Raw genomic sequence first — 24,651 nt, 5'->3', positions numbered from 1 at the left:
GGCTATCAGGTCGAAGACATCGTAGGCCATCAAGTGGCCTTAATAGGAATTAACATCCATGTGTGGAATTGTTGGCGCAGTAGCGCAACGTGATATTGCTGAAATCCTGATTGAAGGGTTACGTCGTCTTGAGTACCGCGGTTATGACTCCGCGGGCCTGGCGGTGGTGGACAGCCAGGGCCACATGGCGCGTGTGCGCCGGGTCGGCAAAGTGCAGAAACTGGCGGAAGCGGTTGAAGCGGAGCCGCTGACCGGCGGCACCGGCATCGCCCATACCCGCTGGGCAACGCACGGCGAGCCGTCTGAAGCGAATGCGCACCCGCACGTTTCTGAGTACGTCAGCGTGGTGCACAACGGCATTATTGAAAACCATGAGCCACTGCGTGAAATCCTGATCGAACGCGGCTACCGCTTTGTGTCAGAAACCGATACTGAAGTGATTGCGCATCTGGTGCACTGGGAGCTGCAACAGGGCGGATCGCTGCTGGACGTCGTCCAGCGCGTGATCCCCCAGCTGCGCGGCGCGTACGGCACCGTTGTCATGGACAGCCGTAACCCCGGCGTGCTGGTGGCCGCCCGTTCCGGCAGTCCGCTGGTGATAGGCCGCGGCATGGGCGAAAACTTCATCGCCTCTGACCAGCTGGCCCTGCTGCCGGTGACCCGCCGCTTCCAGTTCCTGGAAGAGGGCGACGTGGTGGAAGTCACCCGCCGCAGCGTCACCATTTTCGACAAACAGGGTAACCCGGCGGTGCGCCCGGAGATTGAATCCCAGGTGCAGTACGACGCCGGTGACAAAGGCGCGTACCGCCACTACATGCAGAAAGAGATCTACGAGCAGCCGCAGGCGATCAAAAACACCCTGGCCGGGCGTTTCAGCCACGGCCAGATTGACCTGAGCGAGCTGGGCCCGCAGGCCGACGATATTCTGGCGCGCGTGCAGCATGTGCAGATCATCGCTTGCGGTACCTCTTACCACTCCGGCATGGTGGCGCGTTACTGGTTTGAGTCACTGGCGGGCGTGCCTTGTGATGTCGAGATCGCCTCCGAATTCCGTTACCGCAAATCTGCGGTGCGGCCGGGCAGCCTGATCATCACCCTCTCCCAGTCGGGCGAAACGGCCGACACGCTGGCCGCACTGCGCCTCTCCAAAGAGCTGGGGTATCTCGGTTCGCTGGCGGTGTGCAACGTGGCCGGCTCGTCGCTGGTGCGTGAGTCTGATCTGGCGTTGATGACCAAAGCGGGCACTGAAATCGGCGTGGCATCCACCAAAGCCTTTACCACGCAGCTGACCGTGCTGCTGATGCTGGTGGCGCGCCTGGGCCACCTGAAAGGGATGAGCGAAAGCGTTGAGCATGAGATCGTCCATGCGTTGCAGGCATTGCCGGCGCGTATTGAACAGATGCTCTCGCTGGACAAATCGATCGAACCGCTGGCCGAAGGTTTCTCAGACAAACATCACGCGCTGTTCCTCGGCCGTGGCGATCAGTACCCGATCGCGATGGAAGGGGCGCTGAAGCTGAAAGAGATCTCTTACATCCACGCGGAGGCGTACGCCGCCGGTGAGCTGAAACATGGCCCGCTGGCGCTGATCGATGCCGATATGCCGGTGATTGTGGTCGCCCCGAACAACGAACTGCTGGAGAAGCTGAAATCCAACATCGAGGAAGTGCGCGCCCGTGGCGGCCTGCTCTATGTGTTCGCCGACCAGGATGCCGGTTTCAGTGACAGTGAAGGCATGAAGATCATCCCGCTGCCGCACGTTGAAGAGATTGTTGCCCCAATCTTCTACACCGTGCCGTTGCAGCTGCTGGCATACCACGTGGCGCTGATCAAAGGCACCGACGTCGACCAGCCGCGCAACCTGGCCAAATCGGTGACCGTCGAATAACGGCCTGCGATAGCGGCGACAGAAAAAGATCAGCACCCTGACATCATCACCCCGGTTCCGGCTTTGCATAAGGCCGGAACCGGAAAGAGAGCAGGGTGTTTTCAATGGCCGCGAATACCCCAATCCTTTTTACCCCTTGCCCTTACTTCGCTGAACCGGCCGTCATGCCGGGCTACCCCGATCTGCTTCTCACTGCTCTGCATCCTGTCATTTTTCATTGTTACCCTGGAATGCCGCATTTTCATGCTTTGCGCCAGCGTGTTGGCCCTAACGCCGGTTAACCGGAAGCCCAGACCCTTCACGCCAGGGATACGTTGACGGAGAGTCCAAAATCGATGCGGGGTTAAAATTTGTGCAGATTCTGGTCACTACGCGTGGCACAGTAGCAGCGGGCTATGTGACTGCCTTGAGGTCAGCAGGATTCACTGACCAGCAAGTGGTTGAAACTATCGGTGCGGTAACGGCAATTCTGTTTACCAATATGTTCAACCGCGTCAATGATACTGACGTTGATTTTCCGGCTGTTACGCCCTTTAAGCTCTACACGTATTAACAACCCCTGTGGTTTTTCTATTACATGAGGAGTTTGTGCTATGGCATATGTAACGACGAAAGATGGCGTGAACATTTTCTTCAAAGACTGGGGCGCGCAGGACGCGCAACCTATTGTTTTTCATCATGGCTGGCCGTTAAGTGCCGATGACTGGGACAACCAGATGCTGTTCTTCCTGGCAGAAGGTTTCCGGGTGATCGCGATTGACCGGCGCGGGCATGGCCGCTCGGATCAGGTCAGTGATGGGCATGACATGGATCATTACGCGGCGGATGCCTCGGCGGTGGTTGAACATCTGGATCTCTATAACGCGATCCATGTGGGCCATTCCACCGGCGGTGGTCAGGTGGCCCGTTATGTCGCCAGATATGGGGAGCCGCAGGGCCGTGTGGCGAAAGCCGTGCTGATCAGCGCGGTGCCGCCCCTGATGGTGAAGACGGAAAACAACCCTGACGGCACGCCGCGCGACGTGTTTGATGGCTTTCGTGCCGCCCTGGCCGCCAACCGTGCCCAGTTCTATCTGGATGTCGCGTCCGGGCCGTTTTATGGCTTCAACCGGGAAGGATCGCAGGTTTCCCAGGGCACCATCCAAAACTGGTGGCGGCAAGGCATGATGGGCAGTGCCAAAGCGCATTACGAAGGGATCAAAGCCTTTTCTGAAACCGACCAGACGGAAGATTTACAGGCGATCACGGTGCCGACGCTGGTTATGCAGGGTGATGACGATCAGGTGGTGCCCTACAAAGTGGCGTCATTACTTCAGGATAAATTGCTGCCTGACAGCACGCTCAAGCTCTATCCCGGTTATCCGCACGGGATGCATACGACCCACGCTGAGGTGATCAACGCGGATCTGCTGGCATTCATCCGTGCTTAATTTCTCCTGCAAAGGGTGAACGAAAAATCCGCGATGCACATGACCGGTATCGCGGATTTTTTATGCCTTTTTCTATAAGCAGGAGTAAGCGATGGTACTTCGCCAGGCAGTGTTCCCCTCCCAAAAGCCTGACGCCCTGTAAGGATAACGGTGATCGGCCCTCTATACCGGCTCCAACCGGTTTTTCAGGGTGGCCACCGCGCTCTGCACGGTCAGCAGCGTCAGCTCTGCCAGCGCCGGATAAAAACCGGGGTGTTCAGCCTGACGGAGCTGGTGGACGAACAACGGCAACCAGCTCAACAGATGTTCTTCCAGCAACTCCAGTAACGCCGCCTCACGCCCTTCTGCCGCCAGCACCGCCGCCTGAAACAGAATTAACCCCAGATGATCGGGCGGCTCCGGCGACTCCGTATGCAGTTGCAGCCGTTCGCGTTGCAGAAAATGGCTCAGAGCCACGGTGGAGCAGCCGCGCACTACCCGTTCCGGATCGAGATACACCGAGCCCCACGGCGGCGCAGGCCGTGTGCCCGGCCCGGCAAACAAACGCTGCCAGGCGTGCGCAACAGACGGCAGATCCAGCGGCATAAAGGCCGCAGCCAGCCGGGTGAGGTGAGGTTTTTCAACGCCCGGCCAATGGCCTGCCCAGTCAGGTAAGGCAAACAGCGCCAGCACCCCGGCCATATCAGGGTGGGTGGGCGGCAAACGGAAGCCGCATCCCAGCAAATTCAATTGCCGGGAAAGTATTGGTAATTCAATCATCATCGCTTTTCTTATCAGTGTTATGTCATCAGGTTAACGTGCGCATCCCGTGGGTATGGCGTCGGCAGAGTGGGCAGAGCGTGTCATCCGCGGAAAAGCTGACAAAGGCGGTGCGGCAATTGCGGCACCGGCAAGCCGTTACCGGCAGCGTGCGTGGGTGGGCAGGCGCTGCCCAGGGTTTCACATGGATCGCCTGAGGGAAACAGACGCCCTCGCAGGCCAGGCAGCCGGTGCAGCGGGCGGGATCGATCTGAAGATCGGTGCCGGTCAGTGTGATCGCCTGTTCCGGGCAGAGGCGGCTACAGGCCCCACACAATGAACAGGCGGCCGTGTCGATTGACACCTGAAACCAGCTGATGGCCGGAAACGCCGCCCGTACCGCCCGTTGGCCTGCCGGCATACGATCGGCGGCGTGGGAGGGAATGAAAGGACGGCTGAGCCAACGGCGGCGCGCATGGTCGATCGGCTCGCCATCGGGGTAAAGGATCTGCCAGATTGGCTCATTAATACGGGCGAGCACGCAATTTAATGCCACAACGGCCGCCTGCCAGGCGTGGTTGCCGGGATCGATCGACACCTGCCGGATCCCACGCAACGCGTGCCACAACAGTAATTCATTCACCGACGGGACAAACCGGTTCCCCTTGCCGGACAAGGTGTTGCCGTGATAATTCCTCTCTATTGGGGATAGGGAGTCAATGGCCTCCGTGGGGCAAACGAACAAACAATCGCCACAGCTCAGGCATTTCCCCGCCTCCAGAACCGGTTGGCGCGCCTTTAGCGAAACCGCGCCGGTCGGGCAAATTGTCGCGCAGGCGGAGCAGCCGCCGTGCTGGGTTTTTGTGCGGATACAATGGCCGCTGATGCCGGGCGGCATCAGCGGAGAGGTAAAAGGCAGGATACGCATATCAGTGCAGCATAAAGAAGGCGTAACGGCTGCCCACGTGAGCCAGCAGCACCAGCAATGCCGCTGCCGCGATGCCGCCGCGGTACAGCACGGTCACGCGCTGGCGGGCCGGGTAGAGCAGCAGCACCAGCAACGCGATCGCTGCCATCAGCAGGGCGGTGCTGATCATCCGCAAAGGTGCACTGCGCAGAAACGCGGCCACGGCATCAAACGGCAGGGTGACCGGCTGAACTGCCTGCGCCATAAAATGCAGGTAACCGGGCGTCACCAGCCAGTGCGCCGCGGCGGTCGCAATACTGCTCAGCAGCGCCGTCAGCAACAGGCGCTGCATCAGCGGTAAACTGACCGGCCGGCGGCACAGCGCCACCACGCCCAGCATCACGCCCAGCGTAAACACCGTGCCGTAAAACGCCACGGCGGTATTTGGGTGCATCCAGGTCACTACCGCGCTGTTGATGTAAATGCCTGCCATACAGCCGACATCTGCCAGCCCCACCAGCCCGCCCAGCAGCAACAGGGTCGGGTAAGCCCGGCGGGTCAGCAGCGCCAGCAGCGCAGCCAGGCCCACAATACCGAGGTAGAGGCTCGCCAACAGAATTTCCCGGCTCAGCCAGGAGGTGGCGACATGGCGCAGCGCATGAAACGCATTCAGCGGATAACCCAGGTGTGCCACGGAGGTCAGCAGCCCGGTTGCCGCCAGCACAGGGGCGAGCAGCATCAGCGGGCGCAACGCCAGAAAGCGTTGTTCAGCCGTCACGGCCCGGCGCAGCCAGTAGCCGCCCAGCGCGCCGATCAGCACCATCCCTACCGACGCCTGCACCAGCAGGGTAAATACCAGTAACGGCCACTCATTCATCGTGATTTACCTCTTGTTGTGCGCCCTGATGCGCTTTTACCACCAGGTTGGGCCGGGTCAGCGTGGAATCAGGCAGGCCGTTGACGTCGCTCAGCGTGCCGTACTTAGCGCGCAGTTCCTCGATCGGGCCGAATTTAATGGCACCCAGCGGGCAAGTCGCCACACAGACCGGCTGCTCGCCGTTGGCTTGCAGGTCGATGCAGAAATCGCATTTGGACATCTGCCCGGTTTCGGTATTGAGCTGGGGCGCGCCGTACGGGCAGGACCAGGCGCAATAGCCGCAGCCCACGCACTTATCGGTATTGACCCGCACAATGCCGTCGCCGGGGCGTTTGTGCATCGCGGTGGTGGGGCAGTTTTTGGTACAGACCGGGTCGCTGCAATGGTTGCAGGAAACCGACAGCGTGTAGGCGAACACGTTGTTGCGCAGCCCGCCGTTGCCGGTCGGGATAAAGCTGCCGCCCTGCACTTCATACACCCGGCGGAAACGCCGCCCGACCTCAAGGTTATTTTTATCCTTGCAGGCGACCTGGCAGGCTTTGCAGCCGGAGCAGCGGGAGGAGTCGATAAAAAAGCCTAATTGCCGATCGCTGACCGGCGGGAATTCCTGAAATGTACTCATGCTTTGCTTACCTCAACCAACAACGTCTGGTGGGAGTTGCCTTTTGCCAGCGGTGTGATGCGGGCAGAGGTCAGGACGTTCGGGCAGCCGCCGCGATCCACCCCGTGCTCATCCGGTTGCCACCAGGCCCCGGCCTGAAGCGCCACCACGCCGGGCATAATGCGCGCGGTCAGGTGGGCCGGAATTGCCATCACCCCACGATCGTTAAAGATGCGGAGGGTGTCGCCCTGGCGGATGCCGCGTTGCCCGGCGTCCTGCGGGTTGATCCACAGCACTTGCTCCTGCACTTCCTGCATCCACGGGTTCGGGTATTGGGTGGAGTTGGCGCGGTTTTTCCCTTTCCAGGTGATCAGCTGCAACGGGTAGCGCCGGCGCAACGCATCTTCCGGCCCCTCATGGGCAGGCACGTAGTGGGAAAGCGCCGGGATTTCCGGGTGCTGCATCTCATACAGCCGCTGAGAGAACAGCTCAATTTTGCCGGACGGCGTCGGGAACGGGTTGTTGGCCGGGTCTTCGATGTTTTTCTCAAACGCGACATGCGGCGCGCCTTTGAACAGGTGTTGGCGCTTAACGCAAAGTTCTTCGAAGGTCGGGCAATGCTCGTCCGGCATTGCCTGCCGGGTGGTCTCGACGATGTGGGCGATCCACTCTTTTTCCGAGCGGCCTTCACTGAATTGCGGCTCAACGCCGAGTTTTGCCGCTACCTCACGCAGCCACTCATAATCAGAGCGGCGTTCGAAGTCCGGCTCGATCAGCTTCTCAGACAGGATGACATAGTTGCCGGTGCCCCAGGTTTCGCCGATGTTCCAGCGATCCATAAAGCTGGTTTCCGGCAGCAACAGGTCAGCATAGCGGGCGCTGGGGGTCAGGTAGAGATCGCTGGCGACGATAAATTCAATGCGTGATTCATCTTCCAGCACCTTCACCGCCTGCAACAGATCCGGGTTTTGGTTCGCCAGGTAGTTACTGCCGAGCGAGAACAGGATGCGGATGTTGCTCTCCAGCCGCTCTGCGCCTTTCAGCCCCATTTCCGGCGTGATTTTGGTAGCGTCATCCGCCGCCTGCACCCAGTTCATGATGGAGATTTTGGCCGCCACCGGGTTGTCCGGGCACTCCGGGCCGGTCATGAATTTACGGTTGCCGATGCCGCCGTAACCGGCTGCCCAGCCGCCGCGCACGCCGACATTGCCGGTGATGGAGGCCAGCAGGGTGGAGCCGCGCGCCGTGCGTTCGCCGCAGTTATGGCGCTGCGGCCCCCAGCCCTGGATCAGGGCAGCGGGTTTGGTGGTGGCGTAATCGCGCGCCAGTTGAAGAATTGTCTCCGCTGGGACGCGTGTAATTTTTTCCGCCCATTGCGGCGTTTTTTCGATGCCATCTTTCAGTCCAAACAGGTAAGCCACCAGTGACTCATTCGGCGGCACGCCCTCAGGCATGGAGGCCTCATCAAAGCCGAGGGTGTAGCGGTCAATAAAGGCGCGGTCGTGCAGGTTTTCGCTGATGATGACGTACATCATCGCGTCCATCAGGGCGTTGTCGGTGGTCGGCAGCAGCGGGATCCACTGGTCAGCCAGCGAGGCGGCGGTGTCGGAGTAGCGCGGGTCAACCACCACAAAGCGGGTGCCGTTGGCTTTCATCTGCTGGTAGTAGTGGTTGGTATGGCCGAACACGGTTTCATTGGGGTTATGGCCCCAGAGGATCACCAGCCTGGTATCGGCCAGTGTGTCCAGGGTGCTGCCGCTGGCGGCGGTGCCGTAGGTGTAGGGCGTGGCCGCGGCGGTGTTGCCCATGCTGACGGAGTGGTAGTGCTCCAGGTAACCGCCGGTCAGGTTGAACAGGCGGCGCAGCATTTTGTCCCCGGAGAAGGTGCCGCCGCTGACGGCGGTATTGGTGTGGGCGAAACGCGACGCCGGGCCATACTGGGCGGTAATGCGCTTCAGGTTATCGGCAATCAGGGTGGTGGCTTCGTCCCAGCTGATGCGTTCGAACTTACCTTCGCCGCGTTTGCCGACCCGTTTCATCGGGTATTGCAGCCGGTCAGGGTGGTAAATAAATTTCCGGTAGCCGCGGCCCCGCACGCAGGCGCGCATAACCGGCATTTCCGGGTCCAGCGCGCTGTCCGGGCGGGTAGAGATGCGCGTCACCATGCCTTGTTCAACATGGGCGCGGATGTCACATTTGCCGCCGCAGTCAAAGGTGCTGCAGGTCGGCACAACCTGTGCCGCCGGTGCGGCAGGGGAGGGGGAGGCGGTTTCAGGGGGCTGGGCACAAACGCTGCGCCCAGCAAGAAAAGGCACCGCCATCAGGGCGCTGCCGGCCTGAACAAACTGCCGCCGGCTTAGCGGCAAGCCACCCAGAGGGGCCGGATCGGAACCGGGATTTTTTTGCGTTGACATAGGCTCTATCCAAAAAAGGAAAGAGCCTATAAAGCTGCCAGGGCGCTCACTATGATGAACGTCAATATAATGACGGTAAGCGGGGGATAGCGGGAAATAAAGCGGGAGCGGGAGGGGGAAATATATTTTCCAGTGATATTATGGGGTTATATATTTAGATTATGAATGCTTTCTTCAGGGCCAGCCAGAGAAAGAATAGCTGGCCCGCAATGCGCTATTTTATTTTGCTCTCCAACGCACTTATTGTACTTTCTAACGAACTGATCTTACTTTCCAGCGAACTGGTCTGACGCTCTCTGGTACTGATCTCATTTTCCAACGAACTGATTTTACTTTCCAGACTGGAGATTTTATCGCTTTGTTGGCTGAGGGAACGGCTGTATTCGCTGTTTTGCTGGGCTGATTTATCAAGTTGCTCTTTTAATTCTTTTAATTCATCTATTTGACTACTACTGTCTTTAATCACTTTTTCAAGAGTTGATACGTCGATACCGCTGGAAAAAGCCTTACCTGATTGCATCATCATCATATACGATGTTTCGCCATTTGAGGTGTCACCCCATTCCACCGCCTCCGCCAGCGCCCCGGTTGATGAGAGTGCCGCAATGCCCAATACCATTCCAATAAGCGACTTTTTCATTTGTGCTTCCTTAGCAAAATAGAGAAATGAAGTAGCCCGGCTAGTCTATTCTCTACTGTGTAGGGTTATTCCTGTGCTCTCTATAGGGTTTGTAAAGAATGTGAAACGCCAGCTCCTTAGTCGTCGATTAAGCGGGCCGATGTGGGCCGTGCAGGGGGTGTCATAAAAATGTCACATTACATACATTTTACTGTCACCGAACTGTCCTATTTTGCCATCAGCAGCAATTCACATACTCATAAAACGGCTTAAGCCGGAGTGCCATTTCCCCCAGGAGAAATTATGAAACTGATGCGTACCACCGTCGCCGGTATTGTGGCAGCCACCTTCTCGTTAACCACGATGTCAGCGTTTGCCGCAGCCAGCCTGACCGGTGCCGGCGGCACCTTCCCGGCGCCGGTTTATGCCAAATGGGCGGACAGTTATCAGAAAGAGACCGGTAATCAGGTCAACTACCAGGGGATTGGCTCCTCCGGCGGCGTGAAACAGATCATCGCCAAAACCGTGGACTTCGGCGCCTCTGATGCCCCAATGGCCGAAGACAAACTCAACAGCAGCGGCCTGTTCCAGTTCCCGACCGTGATCGGCGGCGTGGTGCTGGCGGTTAACCTGCCGGGTGTGAAATCCGGTGAGCTGACGCTGGACGGCCAGACACTGGGTGACATCTACCTGGGGAACATCAAAAAGTGGAATGACCCGGCCATCGTTAAACTGAACCCAGGCGTGAAACTGCCGGATCAGAACATCGCCGTGGTACGCCGTGCTGACGGTTCCGGCACCTCCTTCGTCTTCACCAGCTACCTGGCGAAAGTCAACGCGGCCTGGAAAGAGAAAGTGGGCGCGGGCAACACCGTGAACTGGCCGGCCGGTCTGGGCGGTAAAGGCAACGACGGCGTCGCCGCGTTCGTACAGCGTCTGCCGGGGTCTATCGGCTACGTGGAATACGCTTACGCCAAACAAAATAACCTGGCGTACACCAAACTGGTGAACGCCGACGGCCAGGCCGTCAGCCCGACGGAAGAAGCCTTCAGTGCCGCCGCGAAAGGCGCAGACTGGACGAAATCCTTCGCGCAGGACCTGACCAACCAGAAGGGCGGCGACGCGTGGCCGATTACCTCCACGACCTTCATCCTGATCTACAAGAACCAGCCGAACGCCGAGAAAGGGGCTGAAGTGCTGAAATTCTTCGACTGGGCCTACAAAAACGGCAATCAGGTGGCCAACGATCTGGATTACGCCACCCTGCCTGACGCCGTGGTCACGCAAATCCGTGCGTCCTGGAAAGAAAATATCAAAGACAGCAGCGGAAAATCTCTGTTCTGATCCCGCTAGCGCGACCCGGCGTTGCCGGGTTATCAAGCCCGGCCCCGGCCGGGCAGTATCGTTAATGAGAAGAGTGTCGTATGGCTGAGTATAAGCCGGCTATGAAACCACCGGGCAAGCACGGTGACTATCTTTTCAGCGCACTGGTCAGACTGGCTGCGCTGATTACCCTATTTCTGCTGGGCGGGATTATCGTCTCCCTGATCGTGGCCTCCTGGCCGAGTATGCAGAAATTCGGGTTCTCCTTCCTGTGGACGAAAGAGTGGGATGCGCCCGCCGAACAGTTTGGCGCGCTGGTGCCGATCTACGGCACGATTGTGACTTCCCTGATCGCCCTGATTATTGCGGTCCCCGTCAGCTTCGGGATTGCCCTGTTCCTGACTGAACTGGCACCGAACTGGCTGAAACGCCCGTTAGGTGTGGCGATTGAGCTGCTGGCCGCGATCCCCAGTATCGTGTACGGCATGTGGGGGCTGTTTGTGTTCGCCCCGCTGTTTGCCACTTACTTCCAGCAACCGGTCGGCGACGTGCTCTCCGGTATTCCGATTGTCGGCGAGCTGTTCTCCGGCCCGGCATTCGGCATCGGTATCCTGGCGGCCGGGGTGATCCTCGCCATCATGATCATTCCTTATATCGCCGCGGTCATGCGTGATGTGTTTGAACAGACGCCGGTCATGATGAAAGAGTCCGCCTACGGCATCGGCTGCACCACCTGGGAAGTGATCTGGCGCATTGTGCTGCCTTTCACCAAAAACGGGGTGATTGGCGGCATCATGCTGGGGCTGGGGCGCGCGCTGGGCGAGACAATGGCCGTGACCTTCATTATCGGTAACACCTACCAGCTCGACAGCCCGTCGCTTTACATGCCGGGTAACAGTATCACCTCCGCACTGGCCAACGAATTTGCGGAAGCGGAATCCGGCGTGCATACCTCTGCACTGATGGAGCTGGGCCTGATTCTGTTTGTGATTACCTTTATCGTCCTGGCACTGTCAAAACTGATGGTGATGCGCCTGGCGAAAAACGAGGGCCGCTGAAATGACGACGATAGATATGCAACAAACTGCGGCGCTGCGTGAATCGCGCCGCAAAAAACAGGCCTGGCGGCGTCAGAAGAACCGCCTGGCGCTGTTCTTGTCGATGGCGACCATGGCATTCGGGCTGTTCTGGCTCTGCTGGATCCTGCTGACCACCGTGACCAAAGGGTTCGACGGTATGTCGCTGGCGCTGTTCACCGAAATGACCCCGCCGCCGAACACCGCCGGCGGCGGCCTGTTGAATGCCATTTTAGGCAGCGGGATGCTGATCCTCTGGGCGACACTGGTCGGGACGCCGCTCGGCATTCTGGCCGGTATTTACCTGGCGGAATATGGCCGTAAATCCTGGCTGGCTGAAACCATCCGCTTCATTAACGACATTCTGCTCTCTGCGCCTTCCATCGTGGTCGGGCTGTTTGTCTATACGCTGGTGGTGGCGCAAATGGGCCACTTCTCCGGCTGGGCAGGCGTGATGGCGCTGGCCCTGTTGCAGATCCCGATTGTTATCCGCACCACTGAAAACATGCTGAAACTGGTGCCGGACAGCCTGCGCGAAGCCGCGTATGCGCTGGGTACCCCGAAATGGAAAATGATCTCAGCGATCACCGTGAAGGCGTCCGTCTCCGGGATCATCACCGGGGTGCTGCTGGCGATTGCCCGTATCGCCGGGGAAACCGCCCCGCTGCTGTTCACGTCGCTCTCCAACCAGTTCTGGAGCACCGACCTGATGCAGCCGATCGCCAACCTGCCGGTGACCATTTTCAAATTTGCGATGAGCCCGTTTGCGGAGTGGCAAGAACTGGCCTGGGCCGGTGTCTTGTTGATTACCCTGTGCGTTCTGCTGCTGAACATCGTGGCGCGCATCATTTTTGCCAAAAAGAAACATTAATTGGCCACCGTATCGCCCGGCGGGGCCTCAGGCCACGCCGGCAAACCGAGAGACAGAGTGATGAGTATGGCAACTGACGTAGCTGCGAGCAAAATTCAGGTCCGCGACCTTAACTTTTATTACGGCAAATTCCACGCGCTGAAAAATATCTCGCTGGATATCGCCAAAAATAAAGTGACCGCCTTCATTGGCCCGTCGGGCTGCGGGAAATCAACCCTGCTGCGTACCTTCAACAAAATGTACCAGCTCTACCCGGAGCAGGTCGCGAAAGGGGATATTTTGCTGGATGGCGAAAATATCCTGACCGACAAACAAGACATCGCCCTGCTGCGGGCGAAGGTCGGCATGGTGTTCCAGAAGCCGACGCCGTTCCCGATGTCAATTTATGACAATATCGCCTTTGGCGTGAGGCTGTTTGAGAACCTTTCCCGTGCGGACATGGACGAGCGCGTACAGTGGGCGCTGACCAAGGCCGCGTTGTGGAATGAGTCCAAAGACAAGCTGCACCAGAGCGGCTACAGCCTCTCCGGCGGCCAGCAGCAGCGCCTTTGCATTGCGCGCGGCATCGCTATCCGCCCGGAAGTGCTGTTGCTGGATGAGCCCTGTTCAGCCCTTGACCCGATCTCTACCGGGAAAATTGAAGAACTGATTACTGAGCTGAAACAGGATTACACTGTGGTGATCGTGACGCACAACATGCAGCAGGCTGCACGCTGCTCAGATCACACGGCATTTATGTATCTGGGCGAACTCATTGAGTTCAGTGATACGGACACCCTGTTCACCTCTCCGGCCCAGAAACAGACCGAAGACTACATTACCGGCCGTTACGGTTGATCCCGTCGTGGGTACGGCATGCATCCGCCTGACAGCGCCAACAGGATAAGCACATGGACAATCTGAATTTAAATAAACACATCTCCGGTCAGTTCAATGCCGAGCTGGAGCATATCCGTACCCAGGTATTAACCATGGGCGGGCTGGTGGAACAGCAACTCACTGACGCCATCACCGCCATGCACAATCAGGATGGCGACCTCGCCACCCAGGTGATTGAAGGTGACCGCAAGGTCAACATGATGGAAGTGGCGATCGACGAGGCCTGTGTGCGCATCATCGCCAAACGCCAGCCCACCGCCAGCGATTTGCGGCTGGTGATGGCGATCATCAAAACCATTTCTGAGCTGGAACGCATCGGCGATGTGGCGGATAAAATCTGCCGCACGGCGCTGGAGAAATTCTCCCACCAGCACCAGCCGCTGCTGGTCAGCCTGGAGTCGCTGGGCCGCCACACAGTGCAGATGCTGCATGACGTGCTGGACGCCTTTGCCCGGATGGATCTGGATGAAGCGGTACGGATTTACCGCGAAGACAAAAAGGTCGACCAGGAGTATGAAGGCATTGTGCGCCAGCTGATGACCTACATGATGGAAGATTCCCGCACCATTCCCAGCGTGCTGACCGCGCTGTTCTGCGCCCGCTCGATTGAGCGGATCGGCGACCGCTGCCAGAACATCTGTGAATTTATCTTCTACTTCGTGAAAGGGCAGGATTTCCGCCACCTGGGCGGTGATGCGCTGGATGTGCTGCTGGCAGGCGACAAGGACAACTCGCCGTCCTGATCATAACGGCGATCGCGGCATCGGTAACTTACCGCATCACTAACGTCAGCATCAATAACGTCAGCATCAATAACTACAGCGTGACGAAGCGTAACGTCACCTGTACCGCGATCTGGCGGAAGTGGGCGATGTAACTCTCGTCCTGGGAATTCCCTTCAAACAGCGTGTCGAAGGTGTACTGGTTGGCGGCCTGATGGAAACTCATACTGCTGATCAACCGGTGCACATCGCGCGCGGCCACATCTGCCCGGAACAGCCCACCCTGTTTGCCGCGGCTTAAAATATCTTCCAGGACTGTGAGCGCGCTGCGGTTCAGTGTTTTGATCTGCGTGGACTGGCGGATATAGCGCCCGCGCATCATGTTCTCCATGCAGATCACCCGGATAAAATCAGCGTTCTGCACATGGAAGTTAAAACTGGCTTCCACCAGCTTCACCAGCGCCTCAGCGGGCGGCAGTGCCGCCAGGTTCAGGCTCACCTCATGGCGGCGGATCTGGCCGTAAACATGCTCCAGCACGCTGATATAGAGCGCTTCTTTATTCTTGAAGTGATACACCACCATTCTTTTAGTGGTGTCGGCATGTTCGGCAATCTTCTCCAGACGTGCGCCGTTCAGGCCCGATTCAGCAAACTCCGCCAGCGCGCTGGCAAAAATCCGCTTTTTCAGGCCGACCGGATCGTTCTTCCGCCCGGCGGATGGGGTTTCTTGGCTGCTCAGAACAGGCTCCTTACAATAAGCAGGGATTAACTCTCTGCGCAAAGAGTAGCGATTCTGCCGGAGCGTTACAATTGCGCCTCCGCGAGACAATTGAAACGGCCTGTTACGCCTCCCTGCCTTGACTAAATGAACCTCCTGGTTCAAAACTTAACAGATATGCTGCCGGTTTCCGCATGTTTTGCGGCCCTTTCCCCTGATGCCGGCAAGCCGGTTTTTGTTGTCCGATCTGCCTGACTGAAAAGGGGAAAAGTATGCAACGTTCTATCGCCACGGTCTCGGTTTCGGGATCGTTGCCGGAAAAATTACAGGCCATCGCCGATGCCGGGTTTGACGGCATCGAACTGTTTGAAAACGATCTGCTCTACTATCCGGGCTCACCGGCGGAAATCCGCCAACGCTGCGCCGATCTGGGGCTTGCGATCACGCTGTTCCAGCCGTTCCGCAACTTTGAGGGCAACCCGCGTGACCAGCTCGACACCCACCTCGAGCGCGCGCGCCTGAAGTTTGACCTGATGCACCAGCTCGGCTGCGATACGCTGCTGGTGTGCAGCAACGTGTCGCCACAAAGCAGCGCCGTGCGTGATGAGCAGATCGCCGATCTGGCGCGGCTGGCCACGCTGGCGGAGCAGCATGACATCCGCGTGGGGTATGAGGCGCTGGCCTGGGGCGCGCACGTCAACCGCTACCGGCAGGCGTGGGATCGCGTGCGCGAGGTCGACAGCCCGGCGATGGGCATCGTGCTCGACAGTTTCCACATTCTGGCGCTGGGCGACTCGCTGGATGAGCTGGATGACATCCCGCTGGAGAAAATCACCTTCCTGCAACTGGCCGACGCGCCGGTTTTGCAGATGAACACGCTGGAGTGGAGCCGCCACTTCCGCTGCTTCCCCGGCCAGGGCGAATTGCCGCTGGTCAAATTCGCCACGCAATTGACGCAAAAAGGCTACCGCGGGCCGTGGTCGCTGGAGATTTTCAACGACACCTTCCGCGCGGAACCGGCCACGCCGACTGCCCAGGACGGCTACCGCTCGCTGCTCTATATCGAAGAACAGACCCGGCTGGCGCTGGCGCAGGCCAATCAGCCCGCGCTGCCTGAGGCGCTGTTTGCCTCGGCACCATTACCGCGTTACCACGGGGTAGAGTTTATTGAATTCAGCGCCGGCGCGGACGACGCACCGCCACTGGCGGCCGGGTTACAGCAGCTTGGGCTGGTACACCGGGGTGATCACCGTTCCAAAGCGGTGTCCTTGTTTCAGAACGGCCCGGTTAATGTGATCGTCAACCGCCAGCCGGACAGTTTTGCGGCGGCCTATCACGAGCGCCACGGCCTCTCGATGTGCGCGCTGGCGCTGAAGGTGGAAGGTACGCAACGCCTGCTGCAACGGGCGCAGGATTACGGCTACGCCACCTTTGCGCCGCAGGCCGGCCCCAATGAGCGGCAGATCCCGGCGGTTTGCCTGCCGGACGGCAGCCTGATCTACCTGATTGAACAGGACGCCCAAACGAGCTGGACGCAGGATTTCCACCTGCACGACACCGCGCCGCCGTCCGCCGGCTGGCTGGGCATCGACCACCTGGCGATGGCGATCCCGGAAGCGATGCGCCAGAACTGGGTAATGTTCCTGCGCAGCGTGCTGGGCTTTGAACTGGAAAGCACCCAGGAGATGAACGATCCGTTCGGCATTGTGCGCAGCCAACTGGCCCACAGCCCGGAAAACCGCGTACGGCTGCCGCTGAACATTTCCCAGAGCCGCGAGACGCTGATCGCCCGCACGCTGCAACGTTATCAGGGCGCGGGGCTGCAACATGCCGCGTTCGCCACCGGCGATATTTTCAGTGCCGTGCGTGCCGCCCGTGAACTGGGGCAGGCGCTGCTGCCGGTGCCGGAAAACTACTATCAGGATCTGGCCGCCCGCTTCGGGCTGGATCAGGCATTCCTCCATCAACTGGAGACGCACCATGTGCTTTACGACCGCGATGAGCAGGGCGGCGAGCTGTTGCACGCTTACACCCGGCCGGTGGCGGACGGGCGTTTCTTCTTCGAGTTGCTGGAGCGGCGCGGCGGCTATGCGCAGTATGGCGAAGCCAACGCCGGGGTACGGCTGACGATGCAACAGCAGCCCTGACCGCGCGGCTCAGCGCGTCAGGCGATAGCCCTGCTCACGCCACAGGCCGGGCAGGGCGCGCATGTCATGGAAAGGCGTCACCAGCGGGTGGTCAATCACCGGGTTATGCGGATCGGCACAGTAATAGAACACCGGGATGCCTGCGGCGATCCCGGCCTGGGCACCGGCGACCGAATCCTCCACCAGTATGCAGCGCCCGGTCTCTACGCCCATCTGTGCGGCTGCATGGTGCAGCAGGGCCGGGTCCGGCTTCCAGCGCTGGATGTCATAGCCGCTGAACAGCCGGTGGCGATCGCCGTCGGTAAAGAAGGGCAACAGGCCGGTCAGGCCAAGGGAGTGCTGCATCTTACTGACCGGCCCGTTGGACACCACACACACCGGCACATGAATCTGCATCAGGAGCTCGCGTGCGCCGTCGATGGCCACTAATTCTTGCTCAAAAAGCTGCGCCACTTCCTGCCGGTAACGCGCCTCCATCTCCCCGACCGGTGCGGACAACCGGTGTTGCTGCCCGACCTGCGCAATAATGTCGTAGAGTTTTACCCCTTTGTATTTCTTAAAGACCTCTTCCAGCGTCAGGGTGATGCCGTAATGCGCGAACATCGCCACATAGCCGCGGCTGCACAACACTTCACTGTCTACCAGTGTCCCGTCACAATCAAAAAACACACATCCGGTATCGCGCATTTTGTGCTCCTGTTCTCCGGCCGGTTTGGCGTACGGCATGACACCATCATTCCGCCAGGGGCCGCAATGAAAATAAAAAAGGGTTCAGCCGCGCTTATCGTTTTTTTGCCCGGCGAAAACGTTATCCTGCGGGTAAAATCCGCGAAAAAAAGTGTGAAGGCCCCGTCAAAATTCCTATTTTTTGTTATAGGATAGCCCCGACCCTCCTTTTCCCTCTTCGGAAATCAGATAAATGAGCAAACCACAACCAAGCGCGGCTGATGATAACGGCCTGCTTGAGCGCGTATTCAAGCTGAAGCAGCACGGTACCACGGCACGTACTGAAGTGATTGCCGGGCTGACCACCTTCCTTACGATGGTGTATATCGTTTTTGTAAACCCGCAGATTCTCGGGGTGGCGGGCATGGATGTCCGGGCGGTCTTCGTGACCACCTGCCTGATTGCGGCGTTCGGCAGTATCTTTATGGGCTTGCTGGCTAACCTGCCGGTGGCGCTGGCACCGGCGATGGGCCTGAATGCGTTCTTCGCCTTTGTGGTGGTCGGCGCGATGGGCATTTCATGGCAGGTGGCGATGGGTGCTATTTTCTGGGGCGCAATCGGTTTCCTGCTGCTGACCCTGTTCCGCATCCGTTACTGGATGATTGCCAACATCCCGGTCAGCCTGCGTGTGGGCATCACCAGCGGCATCGGGCTGTTTATCGGCATGATGGGGCTGAAAAACGCCGGCATCATTGTGGCCAACCCAGACACCATTGTGACCATCGGCAACCTCTCCTCACATAACGTGCTGCTGGGTATTCTGGGCTTCTTCATTATTGCCATTCTGGCGTCCCGTAACATCCATGCGGCGGTGCTGGTGTCGATTGTGGTCACCACGCTGTGTGGCTGGGCGATTGGCGATGTGAAATACGGTGGGATTGTGGCGCTGCCGCCGAGCATCACCTCCGTGGTGGGCCAGGTCGATCTGGCCGGGGCGTTTAACCTCGGGCTGGCGGGCGTGATCTTCTCCTTTATGCTGGTTAACCTGTTTGACTCCTCCGGTACGCTGATTGGCGTGACGGACAAAGCCGGGCTGGCGGATGCCAAAGGCAAATTCCCGCGCATGAAGCAGGCGCTGTTTGTGGACAGCATCAGCTCGGTAGTGGGCGCCTATGTCGGTACCTCTTCCGTGACCGCCTACATTGAAAGCTCCTCCGGCGTCTCCGTGGGCGGACGTACCGGCCTGACGGCGGTGGTGGTCGGCATCCTGTTCCTGCTGGTGATGTTTATCTCGCCGCTGGCCGGGATGGTACCGGCGTATGCCGCTGCCGGTGCGTTGATCTACGTGGGGGTATTGATGACCTCCAGCCTGGCGCGCGTCACCTGGGATGACCTCACCGAAGCCGTACCGGCCTTTATCACCGCGGTGATGATGCCGTTCAGCTTCTCGATCACCGAAGGCATCGCGCTGGGCTTCATCTCTTACTGTGTGATGAAACTCGGCACCGGGCGCTGGAAAGAGATCAACCCATGCGTGATCGTGGTCGCGCTGCTGTTTGTGCTGAAAATCGCGTTTGTTGATGCGCACTAAGCGCTGAATTGCCTCAAACGCAAAAAGGCCGATCTGACGATCGGCCTTTTTTATGGGCAGCCAAGCGCACTCAGCCGCTGACTTTCTGGATGTACTGGCCGAACGCGGTGAGCTGGCCGCTGAGGAAATCGAGCGTGTTCTGGTCAATGACTTCACCAATCTGCTCATCCACTTTGTTCTGAATCACCCCGCCCATAAATTCCGGTTTGTTCATCACCAGCGCATCCAGGTAAACCAGGATCTGGCGCAGATGGTACTGGCAGCGCGCCCCGCCAATCGCCCCCATCGAACTGGTCTGGATCGCCACCGGTTTTTTCGCCAGCGGCTGTTGCGGCAGGCGCGAGAGCCAGTCAATCGCATTCTTCAGGCCGCCCGGCACGGAGTAGTTGTACTCCGGCGTCACGATAATGACGCCGTCGGCTTTCTGGATCTGCGCCGCAATCTCCTCAACCCGTTCCGGGAAGCCCTCTTCCTGCTGGAAATCGGCATCATACATTGGGATGCCGGCAATCGAGGGCAGCGCGCTGATGGTCATGCCTTCCGGGGCCAGTTTCGGCAGGGTGCGCGCCACCATCGCGTTATATGAACCTTTGCGCAGGCTGCCAAGCAGGGTAACGATATGCAGGGGTTGAGCAGACATCCGGGACTCCTTATCAATGAAAAGGGCAGGCCGGGCACGGCCCGCCGGGGAAATAGCCTGATTAAGCGTAGCAGAAAGCCGGTATGGCCCGGCGGCAGCGAGCCGGATTAGCGGGTGGGCGGCAGGCTGAGCATTTTCATAAAGTGCGAGGAGAGTGCCTGCTGGGCGGTCAGGCTCTCCTGAATCTGGCTGAAGCCGGTGTCAGGGTGGTAGCGCCACTGCACCATGCGGCCCAGCGTCGGGGATTGCGCGCACGCCCAGGCAAACAGGGAGTCGCTGTCACTGGCGACCTGCACATCCGGCAGCACACTGGAGCGCAGCCGTGCCGAAGCCGGATGCAGCCGCACCGTGTTCAGCCCGCTGTTGCCAAGCCCCGAGAGCTTCAGAACGCTCTGGCGAATGCACCAGAGCTGGGTAGAGGCTTCCATCGGCTCGTTTTGTTCAGCCACCCAGGCCTGCTCCGCCGAGCTGAGGTGCGCATTATGCAGTTGCAGAATGCGGCTGCTGCGCGCCCGGATCACTTCCATATCCAGCCCGACTTTGCCCTCGCTGCTCAGCATTACCCCAAGGGTATTCCCGGCATAAGCCAGGCTGAAATCGGGCAGGTTGGTGTCGGCAAAGCAGGGGCGCCCACTGGGCGGGGTGATGATTTTCGGCAGAAGGGGGATACCGTAAAAATAGGCCATCATTTCGGCCAGCAAGACCCGGCCATGCAGGTAACGCTGCCGCCGTTTCACTGAAAATGCCGCGGCGGCGGTCGCCAGTTCCGGGTTCAGGCGCCGCAAATCCGGCTGGGTATCGGACAGAGTCCATTTCGCATAATGGCACGCCATTGTTCACTCCCTGATAATGGTTAGCACATACATTTTTTATTTGACCAAGAATATCACCAACCGTTTCACGGCAACACCAGGGCTGCTTTAGCGGAAGGGGAAATAACGGCATTGCGCAGGCCCCACCTTGCCGGATGTATCACGGCAAAGGTGACGGGGTTCGCATAATTATAATTAAATCTCACCAGACTGCTGACTCTTTCTTCTCATCCCCTTGATTACAGTAGCTTACATGGAAAGTAAGTGTTCACTATCATAAATAAAGTTGTTTATATCAGCGCCGATACCCGTTGAACAGCTATTTGGCTCTTTTATCGGTGAGTATCGCGAACATGTTAAAAACAACGCAGGCCCGGTTTACTCTGTTAATCAGCGTGCTTTTTGCCGCATTGCTGATCATTACACTAATCGTTATCCAGATTTTTATTGCCCCCAAACTCAAACACAGCGAAAGCGTGCTGGTTTCCGGCAATGTCGAGCGTATTGCCACCGTGGTCAATGACCGGATGAACCGGGTCGAAACCCAGGCGCGCAGCATTACCCAGACCGCCACGCTGATGGACAGCGTCTCTATTGATTCCCTGCTGCCGGGGCTGATTGACCAGTATGGCGATACCAATGTGTTTGGCGGCGGGGTCTGGCCGTTGCCGTATATGCGCGATGCGGTGCGTGACAAGTTCAGCACCTTTTATGCCAGGGGAACTGACGGCAAACTGGTGTTCAACGAAACCTGGAACGCCGGGAAATCCCCTAATTATTACGATCAGCCCTGGTTCCGTGACGGCATGAAAGCCTCGCGCGGCGTTTGCGCCTGGGCGAAAGCCTATCAGGACAGCGCCAGCCCACAGCCGCGCACCAACTGTGCGATGGCGATCTACAAAGGCGATAAAGCGTGGGGCGTCTCGACCATTGATGTCACGCTTGGCTTCTTTAACAGCCTGGTAAAAGAGCAGGAGCAGGTCATTAACGGCCGCATCCTGATTGTGGAACAGGACGGCAAAATTGTCGGCAGCAGCGACCCGGCGCAGGCCGGCAGCCTGAAAAATCTGGCCGAACTCAACACCCCGATGGCCCGCCAGGTGACAGAGATGCTGGCCGCGATCGGCGATCGCCGCCAGGCAGAGACGGAGTTTGAGGCGGACGGCGAATCACATACGCTGTTCCTGCACAATATCGAGCACAGCCCGTGGTTTATCGCCACCGATCTGCCGACCCGCCTGCTGGTGAAACAGAGCAACAGCGTGCTGCTGAGCCTGGCCGCCGTGCAGGTGCCGGTGATGCTGATCCTGCTGGCGTTCCTGATTGTCACCCTGCGGCTGTTTATGCGCCGCCTGGCAGCGTTGCGCGACAACATCACCGCGCTTTCGGCGGGGGGTGCAGACCTGACCCAGCGGCTGCCGGAGAGCACCAGCCCGGAATTTAACGCCATCAACCAGAGCTTTAATGGCTTCCTGGCGCACCTGCAACAGATCCTGCGGCAGGTTGGCGAGAGCAGCCTGACCATCGCCTCCGCCGCGCGTGAGATTGCCGGCGGCAACATGGATTTGTCTGCGCGTACGGAAGATCAGGCCAGTTCGATTGAAGAAACCGCCGCCTCGATGGAGCAGCTCACCAGCACCGTGAAGCAGAACGCCGGTAATGCCGAGCACGCCAACCAGCTGGCGCGTAACGCCTCCGGCGTGGCGGAGAAAGGCAGCGATGTGGTCAGCCAGGTGGTGGATACCATGGGCTCGATCAACCGCTCGTCGAAAAAGATTGTGGATATCATCAGCGTGATCGACAGCATCGCGTTCCAGACCAACATCCTGGCGCTGAATGCGGCAGTCGAAGCGGCGCGCGCCGGTGAACAGGGGCGCGGCTTCGCCGTGGTGGCGGCGGAAGTACGCAGCCTGGCCCAACGGTCGGCCACCTCAGCCCGGGAGATTAAGAAACTGATTGAAGATTCAGTGGCGGACATCACCCTCGGCACTGAACTGGTGGCGACCGCCGGGCACACCATGCAGGATTTGCGGCAGGGCGTGAACAACGTGGCGACGCTGATGAACGAGATCCTCTCCTCCAGCCAGGAGCAGAGCCTCGGCATTGAACAGGTGAACCTGGCGATTAACCAGCTCGACGGCACCACCCAGCAGAACGCCGCGCTGGTAGAGCAGGTGTCTGCCGCTGCCCAGGCGATGCAGGAGCAGACCCAGCAACTGGAGAGCGTGGTGAACAGCTTTAAACTGTAAGCCTGCTTTCTTATGACGCAGCCTGTCGCAACCTGAACGACACAAATAACCCGCCTGACGCCGGACTGCCCCGGCGCCAGGCTTTTTTATGGCTGACAGACCCCGCCCCTGGCGCACCTTCCATGCCGCCGCGTTTATCAGAAAGCCTTCACCGGTTTTCCCCGCGTCCCCTTCTTAAAACAGCAAATTGTGACCTCTCTCACGCCCACCTTTACTTCTTTGCCAGTGGCAGAAAAGGGCTGTCATTGGCGTGAAGGTCGTGGGCGCCGTTACTTTCTAGAGTGGAGATAACTATTTTCAGAAGGGTTCTGTAATCACCCGCCGTCAACGTGTTACGGTTTTATCGTCCCCGGTAAACGTTCGGCGTGAATCCTCTTGCCACAGCGGTAGATCGTTAACCACCTATAAAAATTCCTAAAAAAATCCCCTGCAATCCGAGACCCTACATGTGGAGTACCAGCAATGAAAATGAAAACAAGAGCAGGTTGTACGCTCACCCTTATCGCCCTGGCGCTGTCCGGTTCCGCCCTGGCTGAGGTGAAAATTGCCCTGGTGGCGAAATCCCTGGGCAATGGTTTTTTTGAAGCGGCCAACGTCGGCGCCCAGCAGGCCGCCAAAGAGATCGGGGATGTGAAAGTCATTTACACCGGCCCCACCACCACCACCGCGGAAGCCCAGATTGAAGTGCTCAATGGGCTGATCGCCCAGGGTGTGGACGCCATCGCCATCTCCGCCAATGACCCGGACGCCGTGGTGCCGGTGCTGAAAAAAGCGATGCAGCGCGGCATTAAAGTGGTCTCCTGGGATTCCGGTGTGGCGAAAGCGGGCCGCCAGATCCACCTTAACCCTTCCAACAACGCCCTGATTGGCGAAACCAACGTGAAGCTGGCCGCTGACGCGCTGAAAGCGCTGAAGGTGGAAAAAGGGGATGTGGCAGTGCTGAGCGCCACGCCGACCTCCACCAACCAGAATATCTGGATTGAGGAGATGAAAAAGGTGCTGCCGAAGTACCCGTCGGTAAACCTGGTGACGGTGGCCTATGGCGATGATCTGTCAGATAAAAGTTACCGTGAAACCGTCGGGTTGCTGAAATCTTACCCTGACCTGAAAGTGATCGTTTCGCCCTCGTCAGTGGGGATCGTGGCGGCCGCGCAGGCAGTGAAAGATCAGGGAAAAATTGGCCAGGTGTACGTCACCGGGCTGGGGTTGCCGTCTGAAATGGCGGGCGCGGTGAAATCCGGGGCATCGAAAAGTTTCGCCATCTGGAACCCGATCGACCTCGGCTACGCCGCCACCTATCTGGCTGACGATCTGGTCAAAGGCACCGCCACCAAAACGGAAGCCAGCATGGGCAAACTCGGCAAAGTGAAGCTGGATGCCGAAGGCAGCGGCGCGATGGCGGAACCGTTCGTCTACGACGCCGCCAATATCGATAAATTCTCCAAAATTTTCTGATGACGAAACCGGCGGTGGCGCGCCACCG

General features: G+C 58.8%; 21 protein-coding genes and 2 pseudogenes. 12 read left to right on the top strand and 11 right to left on the bottom strand.

Annotation, left to right across the window (positions count from 1 at the left end; genetic code table 11):
* The first annotated feature begins 58 nt into the window (after positions 1–58).
* From glmS to CYR52_RS01435, 3 genes and pseudogenes are all read left to right on the top strand, one after another.
* Positions 59–1,888: a glutamine--fructose-6-phosphate transaminase (isomerizing) gene (glmS, locus tag CYR52_RS01445; RefSeq protein ID WP_101827823.1), complete on the top strand. Its 1,830-nt coding sequence runs from the start codon at positions 59–61 to the stop codon at positions 1,886–1,888.
* A gap of 322 nt (positions 1,889–2,210) precedes the next feature.
* A pseudogene (locus tag CYR52_RS01440) lies at positions 2,211–2,441 on the top strand (carboxymuconolactone decarboxylase family protein); the annotation flags it as partial.
* Positions 2,442–2,481: 40 nt separating this feature from the next.
* Positions 2,482–3,318, top strand: a complete 837-nt coding sequence (locus tag CYR52_RS01435; protein WP_101827822.1) for an alpha/beta fold hydrolase — start codon at positions 2,482–2,484, stop codon at positions 3,316–3,318.
* A gap of 162 nt (positions 3,319–3,480) precedes the next feature.
* Here the strand turns inward: CYR52_RS01435 and CYR52_RS01430 are convergent, their stop codons facing one another.
* The 7 genes and pseudogenes from CYR52_RS01430 to CYR52_RS01405 form a co-directional block, all read right to left on the bottom strand.
* On the bottom strand, positions 3,481–4,080 hold the full coding sequence (locus tag CYR52_RS01430; RefSeq protein ID WP_101827821.1) for a molecular chaperone TorD family protein: 600 nt from the start codon (positions 4,078–4,080) through the stop codon (positions 3,481–3,483).
* 25 nt (positions 4,081–4,105) lie between these two features.
* Positions 4,106–4,699: an ATP-binding protein gene (locus CYR52_RS01425; protein WP_241522373.1), complete on the bottom strand. Its 594-nt coding sequence runs from the start codon at positions 4,697–4,699 to the stop codon at positions 4,106–4,108.
* A gap of 87 nt (positions 4,700–4,786) precedes the next feature.
* Positions 4,787–4,954 (bottom strand): annotated as a pseudogene (locus tag CYR52_RS23050) (4Fe-4S dicluster domain-containing protein); the annotation flags it as partial.
* 31 nt (positions 4,955–4,985) lie between these two features.
* A complete protein-coding gene (locus CYR52_RS01420) occupies positions 4,986–5,840 on the bottom strand; it encodes a dimethyl sulfoxide reductase anchor subunit family protein (RefSeq protein ID WP_101827819.1) in 855 nt (284 codons plus the stop codon).
* Positions 5,833–6,462 (bottom strand): DMSO/selenate family reductase complex B subunit, encoded by a 630-nt coding sequence (locus CYR52_RS01415; protein ID WP_072927836.1) that lies wholly within the window; start codon positions 6,460–6,462, stop codon positions 5,833–5,835. The genes CYR52_RS01420 and CYR52_RS01415 overlap by 8 nt, the downstream gene beginning before the upstream one ends.
* Positions 6,459–8,855 carry a DMSO/selenate family reductase complex A subunit gene (locus CYR52_RS01410; protein ID WP_101827818.1) on the bottom strand — a complete coding sequence of 799 codons (2,397 nt, stop codon included), beginning with the start codon at positions 8,853–8,855 and terminating at the stop codon, positions 6,459–6,461. The genes CYR52_RS01415 and CYR52_RS01410 overlap by 4 nt, the downstream gene beginning before the upstream one ends.
* Before the next feature lie 214 nt (positions 8,856–9,069).
* On the bottom strand, positions 9,070–9,495 hold the full coding sequence (locus CYR52_RS01405; RefSeq protein WP_101827817.1) for a hypothetical protein: 426 nt from the start codon (positions 9,493–9,495) through the stop codon (positions 9,070–9,072).
* A gap of 282 nt (positions 9,496–9,777) precedes the next feature.
* On the opposite strand from CYR52_RS01405, the gene pstS reads away from it, so the two are divergent.
* The 5 genes from pstS (at position 9,778) to phoU (ending at position 14,366) form a co-directional block, all read left to right on the top strand.
* Positions 9,778–10,818: a phosphate ABC transporter substrate-binding protein PstS gene (gene pstS, locus CYR52_RS01400; RefSeq protein ID WP_072927831.1), complete on the top strand. Its 1,041-nt coding sequence runs from the start codon at positions 9,778–9,780 to the stop codon at positions 10,816–10,818.
* An 80-nt stretch (positions 10,819–10,898) separates the two neighbouring features.
* Complete coding sequence (gene pstC, locus CYR52_RS01395) at positions 10,899–11,855, top strand: phosphate ABC transporter permease PstC (protein WP_072927829.1); 957 nt, start codon at positions 10,899–10,901, stop codon at positions 11,853–11,855.
* Between the two features lies 1 nt (position 11,856).
* Positions 11,857–12,744 (top strand): phosphate ABC transporter permease PstA, encoded by an 888-nt coding sequence (pstA, locus tag CYR52_RS01390; protein WP_072927828.1) that lies wholly within the window; start codon positions 11,857–11,859, stop codon positions 12,742–12,744.
* A gap of 60 nt (positions 12,745–12,804) precedes the next feature.
* Positions 12,805–13,581 (top strand): phosphate ABC transporter ATP-binding protein PstB, encoded by a 777-nt coding sequence (gene pstB, locus CYR52_RS01385; RefSeq protein WP_072927826.1) that lies wholly within the window; start codon positions 12,805–12,807, stop codon positions 13,579–13,581.
* 53 nt (positions 13,582–13,634) lie between these two features.
* A complete protein-coding gene (phoU, locus tag CYR52_RS01380; RefSeq protein ID WP_072927825.1) occupies positions 13,635–14,366 on the top strand; it encodes a phosphate signaling complex protein PhoU in 732 nt (243 codons plus the stop codon).
* Positions 14,367–14,439: 73 nt separating this feature from the next.
* On the opposite strand, the gene CYR52_RS01375 is transcribed toward phoU, so the two are convergent.
* The gene (locus CYR52_RS01375; protein WP_072927921.1) at positions 14,440–15,084 is read right to left on the bottom strand and encodes a TetR/AcrR family transcriptional regulator; all 645 of its coding nucleotides are present in this window, start codon (positions 15,082–15,084) and stop codon (positions 14,440–14,442) included.
* Between the two features lie 251 nt (positions 15,085–15,335).
* Here CYR52_RS01375 and CYR52_RS01370 point away from each other — a divergent pair, with 251 nt between their 5' ends.
* The gene (locus tag CYR52_RS01370) at positions 15,336–17,210 is read left to right on the top strand and encodes a bifunctional sugar phosphate isomerase/epimerase/4-hydroxyphenylpyruvate dioxygenase family protein (protein ID WP_101827816.1); all 1,875 of its coding nucleotides are present in this window, start codon (positions 15,336–15,338) and stop codon (positions 17,208–17,210) included.
* Between the two features lie 9 nt (positions 17,211–17,219).
* On the opposite strand, the gene yieH is transcribed toward CYR52_RS01370, so the two are convergent.
* Entirely contained in the window at positions 17,220–17,897 is a 678-nt protein-coding gene (yieH, locus tag CYR52_RS01365) for a 6-phosphogluconate phosphatase (RefSeq protein WP_101827840.1), read from the bottom strand.
* A gap of 232 nt (positions 17,898–18,129) precedes the next feature.
* On the opposite strand from yieH, the gene CYR52_RS01360 reads away from it, so the two are divergent.
* Positions 18,130–19,467, top strand: coding sequence for an NCS2 family permease (locus CYR52_RS01360; RefSeq protein ID WP_072927821.1), 1,338 nt, complete (start codon positions 18,130–18,132; stop codon positions 19,465–19,467).
* Between the two features lie 70 nt (positions 19,468–19,537).
* On the opposite strand, the gene CYR52_RS01355 is transcribed toward CYR52_RS01360, so the two are convergent.
* Complete coding sequence (locus tag CYR52_RS01355) at positions 19,538–20,125, bottom strand: NADPH-dependent FMN reductase (RefSeq protein ID WP_101827815.1); 588 nt, start codon at positions 20,123–20,125, stop codon at positions 19,538–19,540.
* Positions 20,126–20,214: 89 nt separating this feature from the next.
* Positions 20,215–20,940, bottom strand: coding sequence for a 4'-phosphopantetheinyl transferase family protein (locus CYR52_RS01350; RefSeq protein WP_072927818.1), 726 nt, complete (start codon positions 20,938–20,940; stop codon positions 20,215–20,217).
* 332 nt (positions 20,941–21,272) lie between these two features.
* Between CYR52_RS01350 and CYR52_RS01345 the strand changes: the two genes are divergently transcribed.
* Together CYR52_RS01345 and rhaS are read left to right on the top strand one after the other, a co-directional pair.
* On the top strand, positions 21,273–23,168 hold the full coding sequence (locus CYR52_RS01345) for a methyl-accepting chemotaxis protein (RefSeq protein ID WP_072927918.1): 1,896 nt from the start codon (positions 21,273–21,275) through the stop codon (positions 23,166–23,168).
* Between the two features lie 468 nt (positions 23,169–23,636).
* Entirely contained in the window at positions 23,637–24,623 is a 987-nt protein-coding gene (rhaS, locus tag CYR52_RS01340; protein ID WP_079205195.1) for a rhamnose ABC transporter substrate-binding protein, read from the top strand.
* Positions 24,624–24,651: the final 28 nt, after the last annotated feature.

It is taken from the genome of Chimaeribacter arupi, from assembly GCF_002858805.1.
GTDB lineage: Bacteria > Pseudomonadota > Gammaproteobacteria > Enterobacterales > Enterobacteriaceae > Chimaeribacter > Chimaeribacter arupi.
The sequence above is the reverse complement of the archived record's forward strand: the minus strand, read 5'-3'. Positions and strand labels throughout refer to the sequence as shown.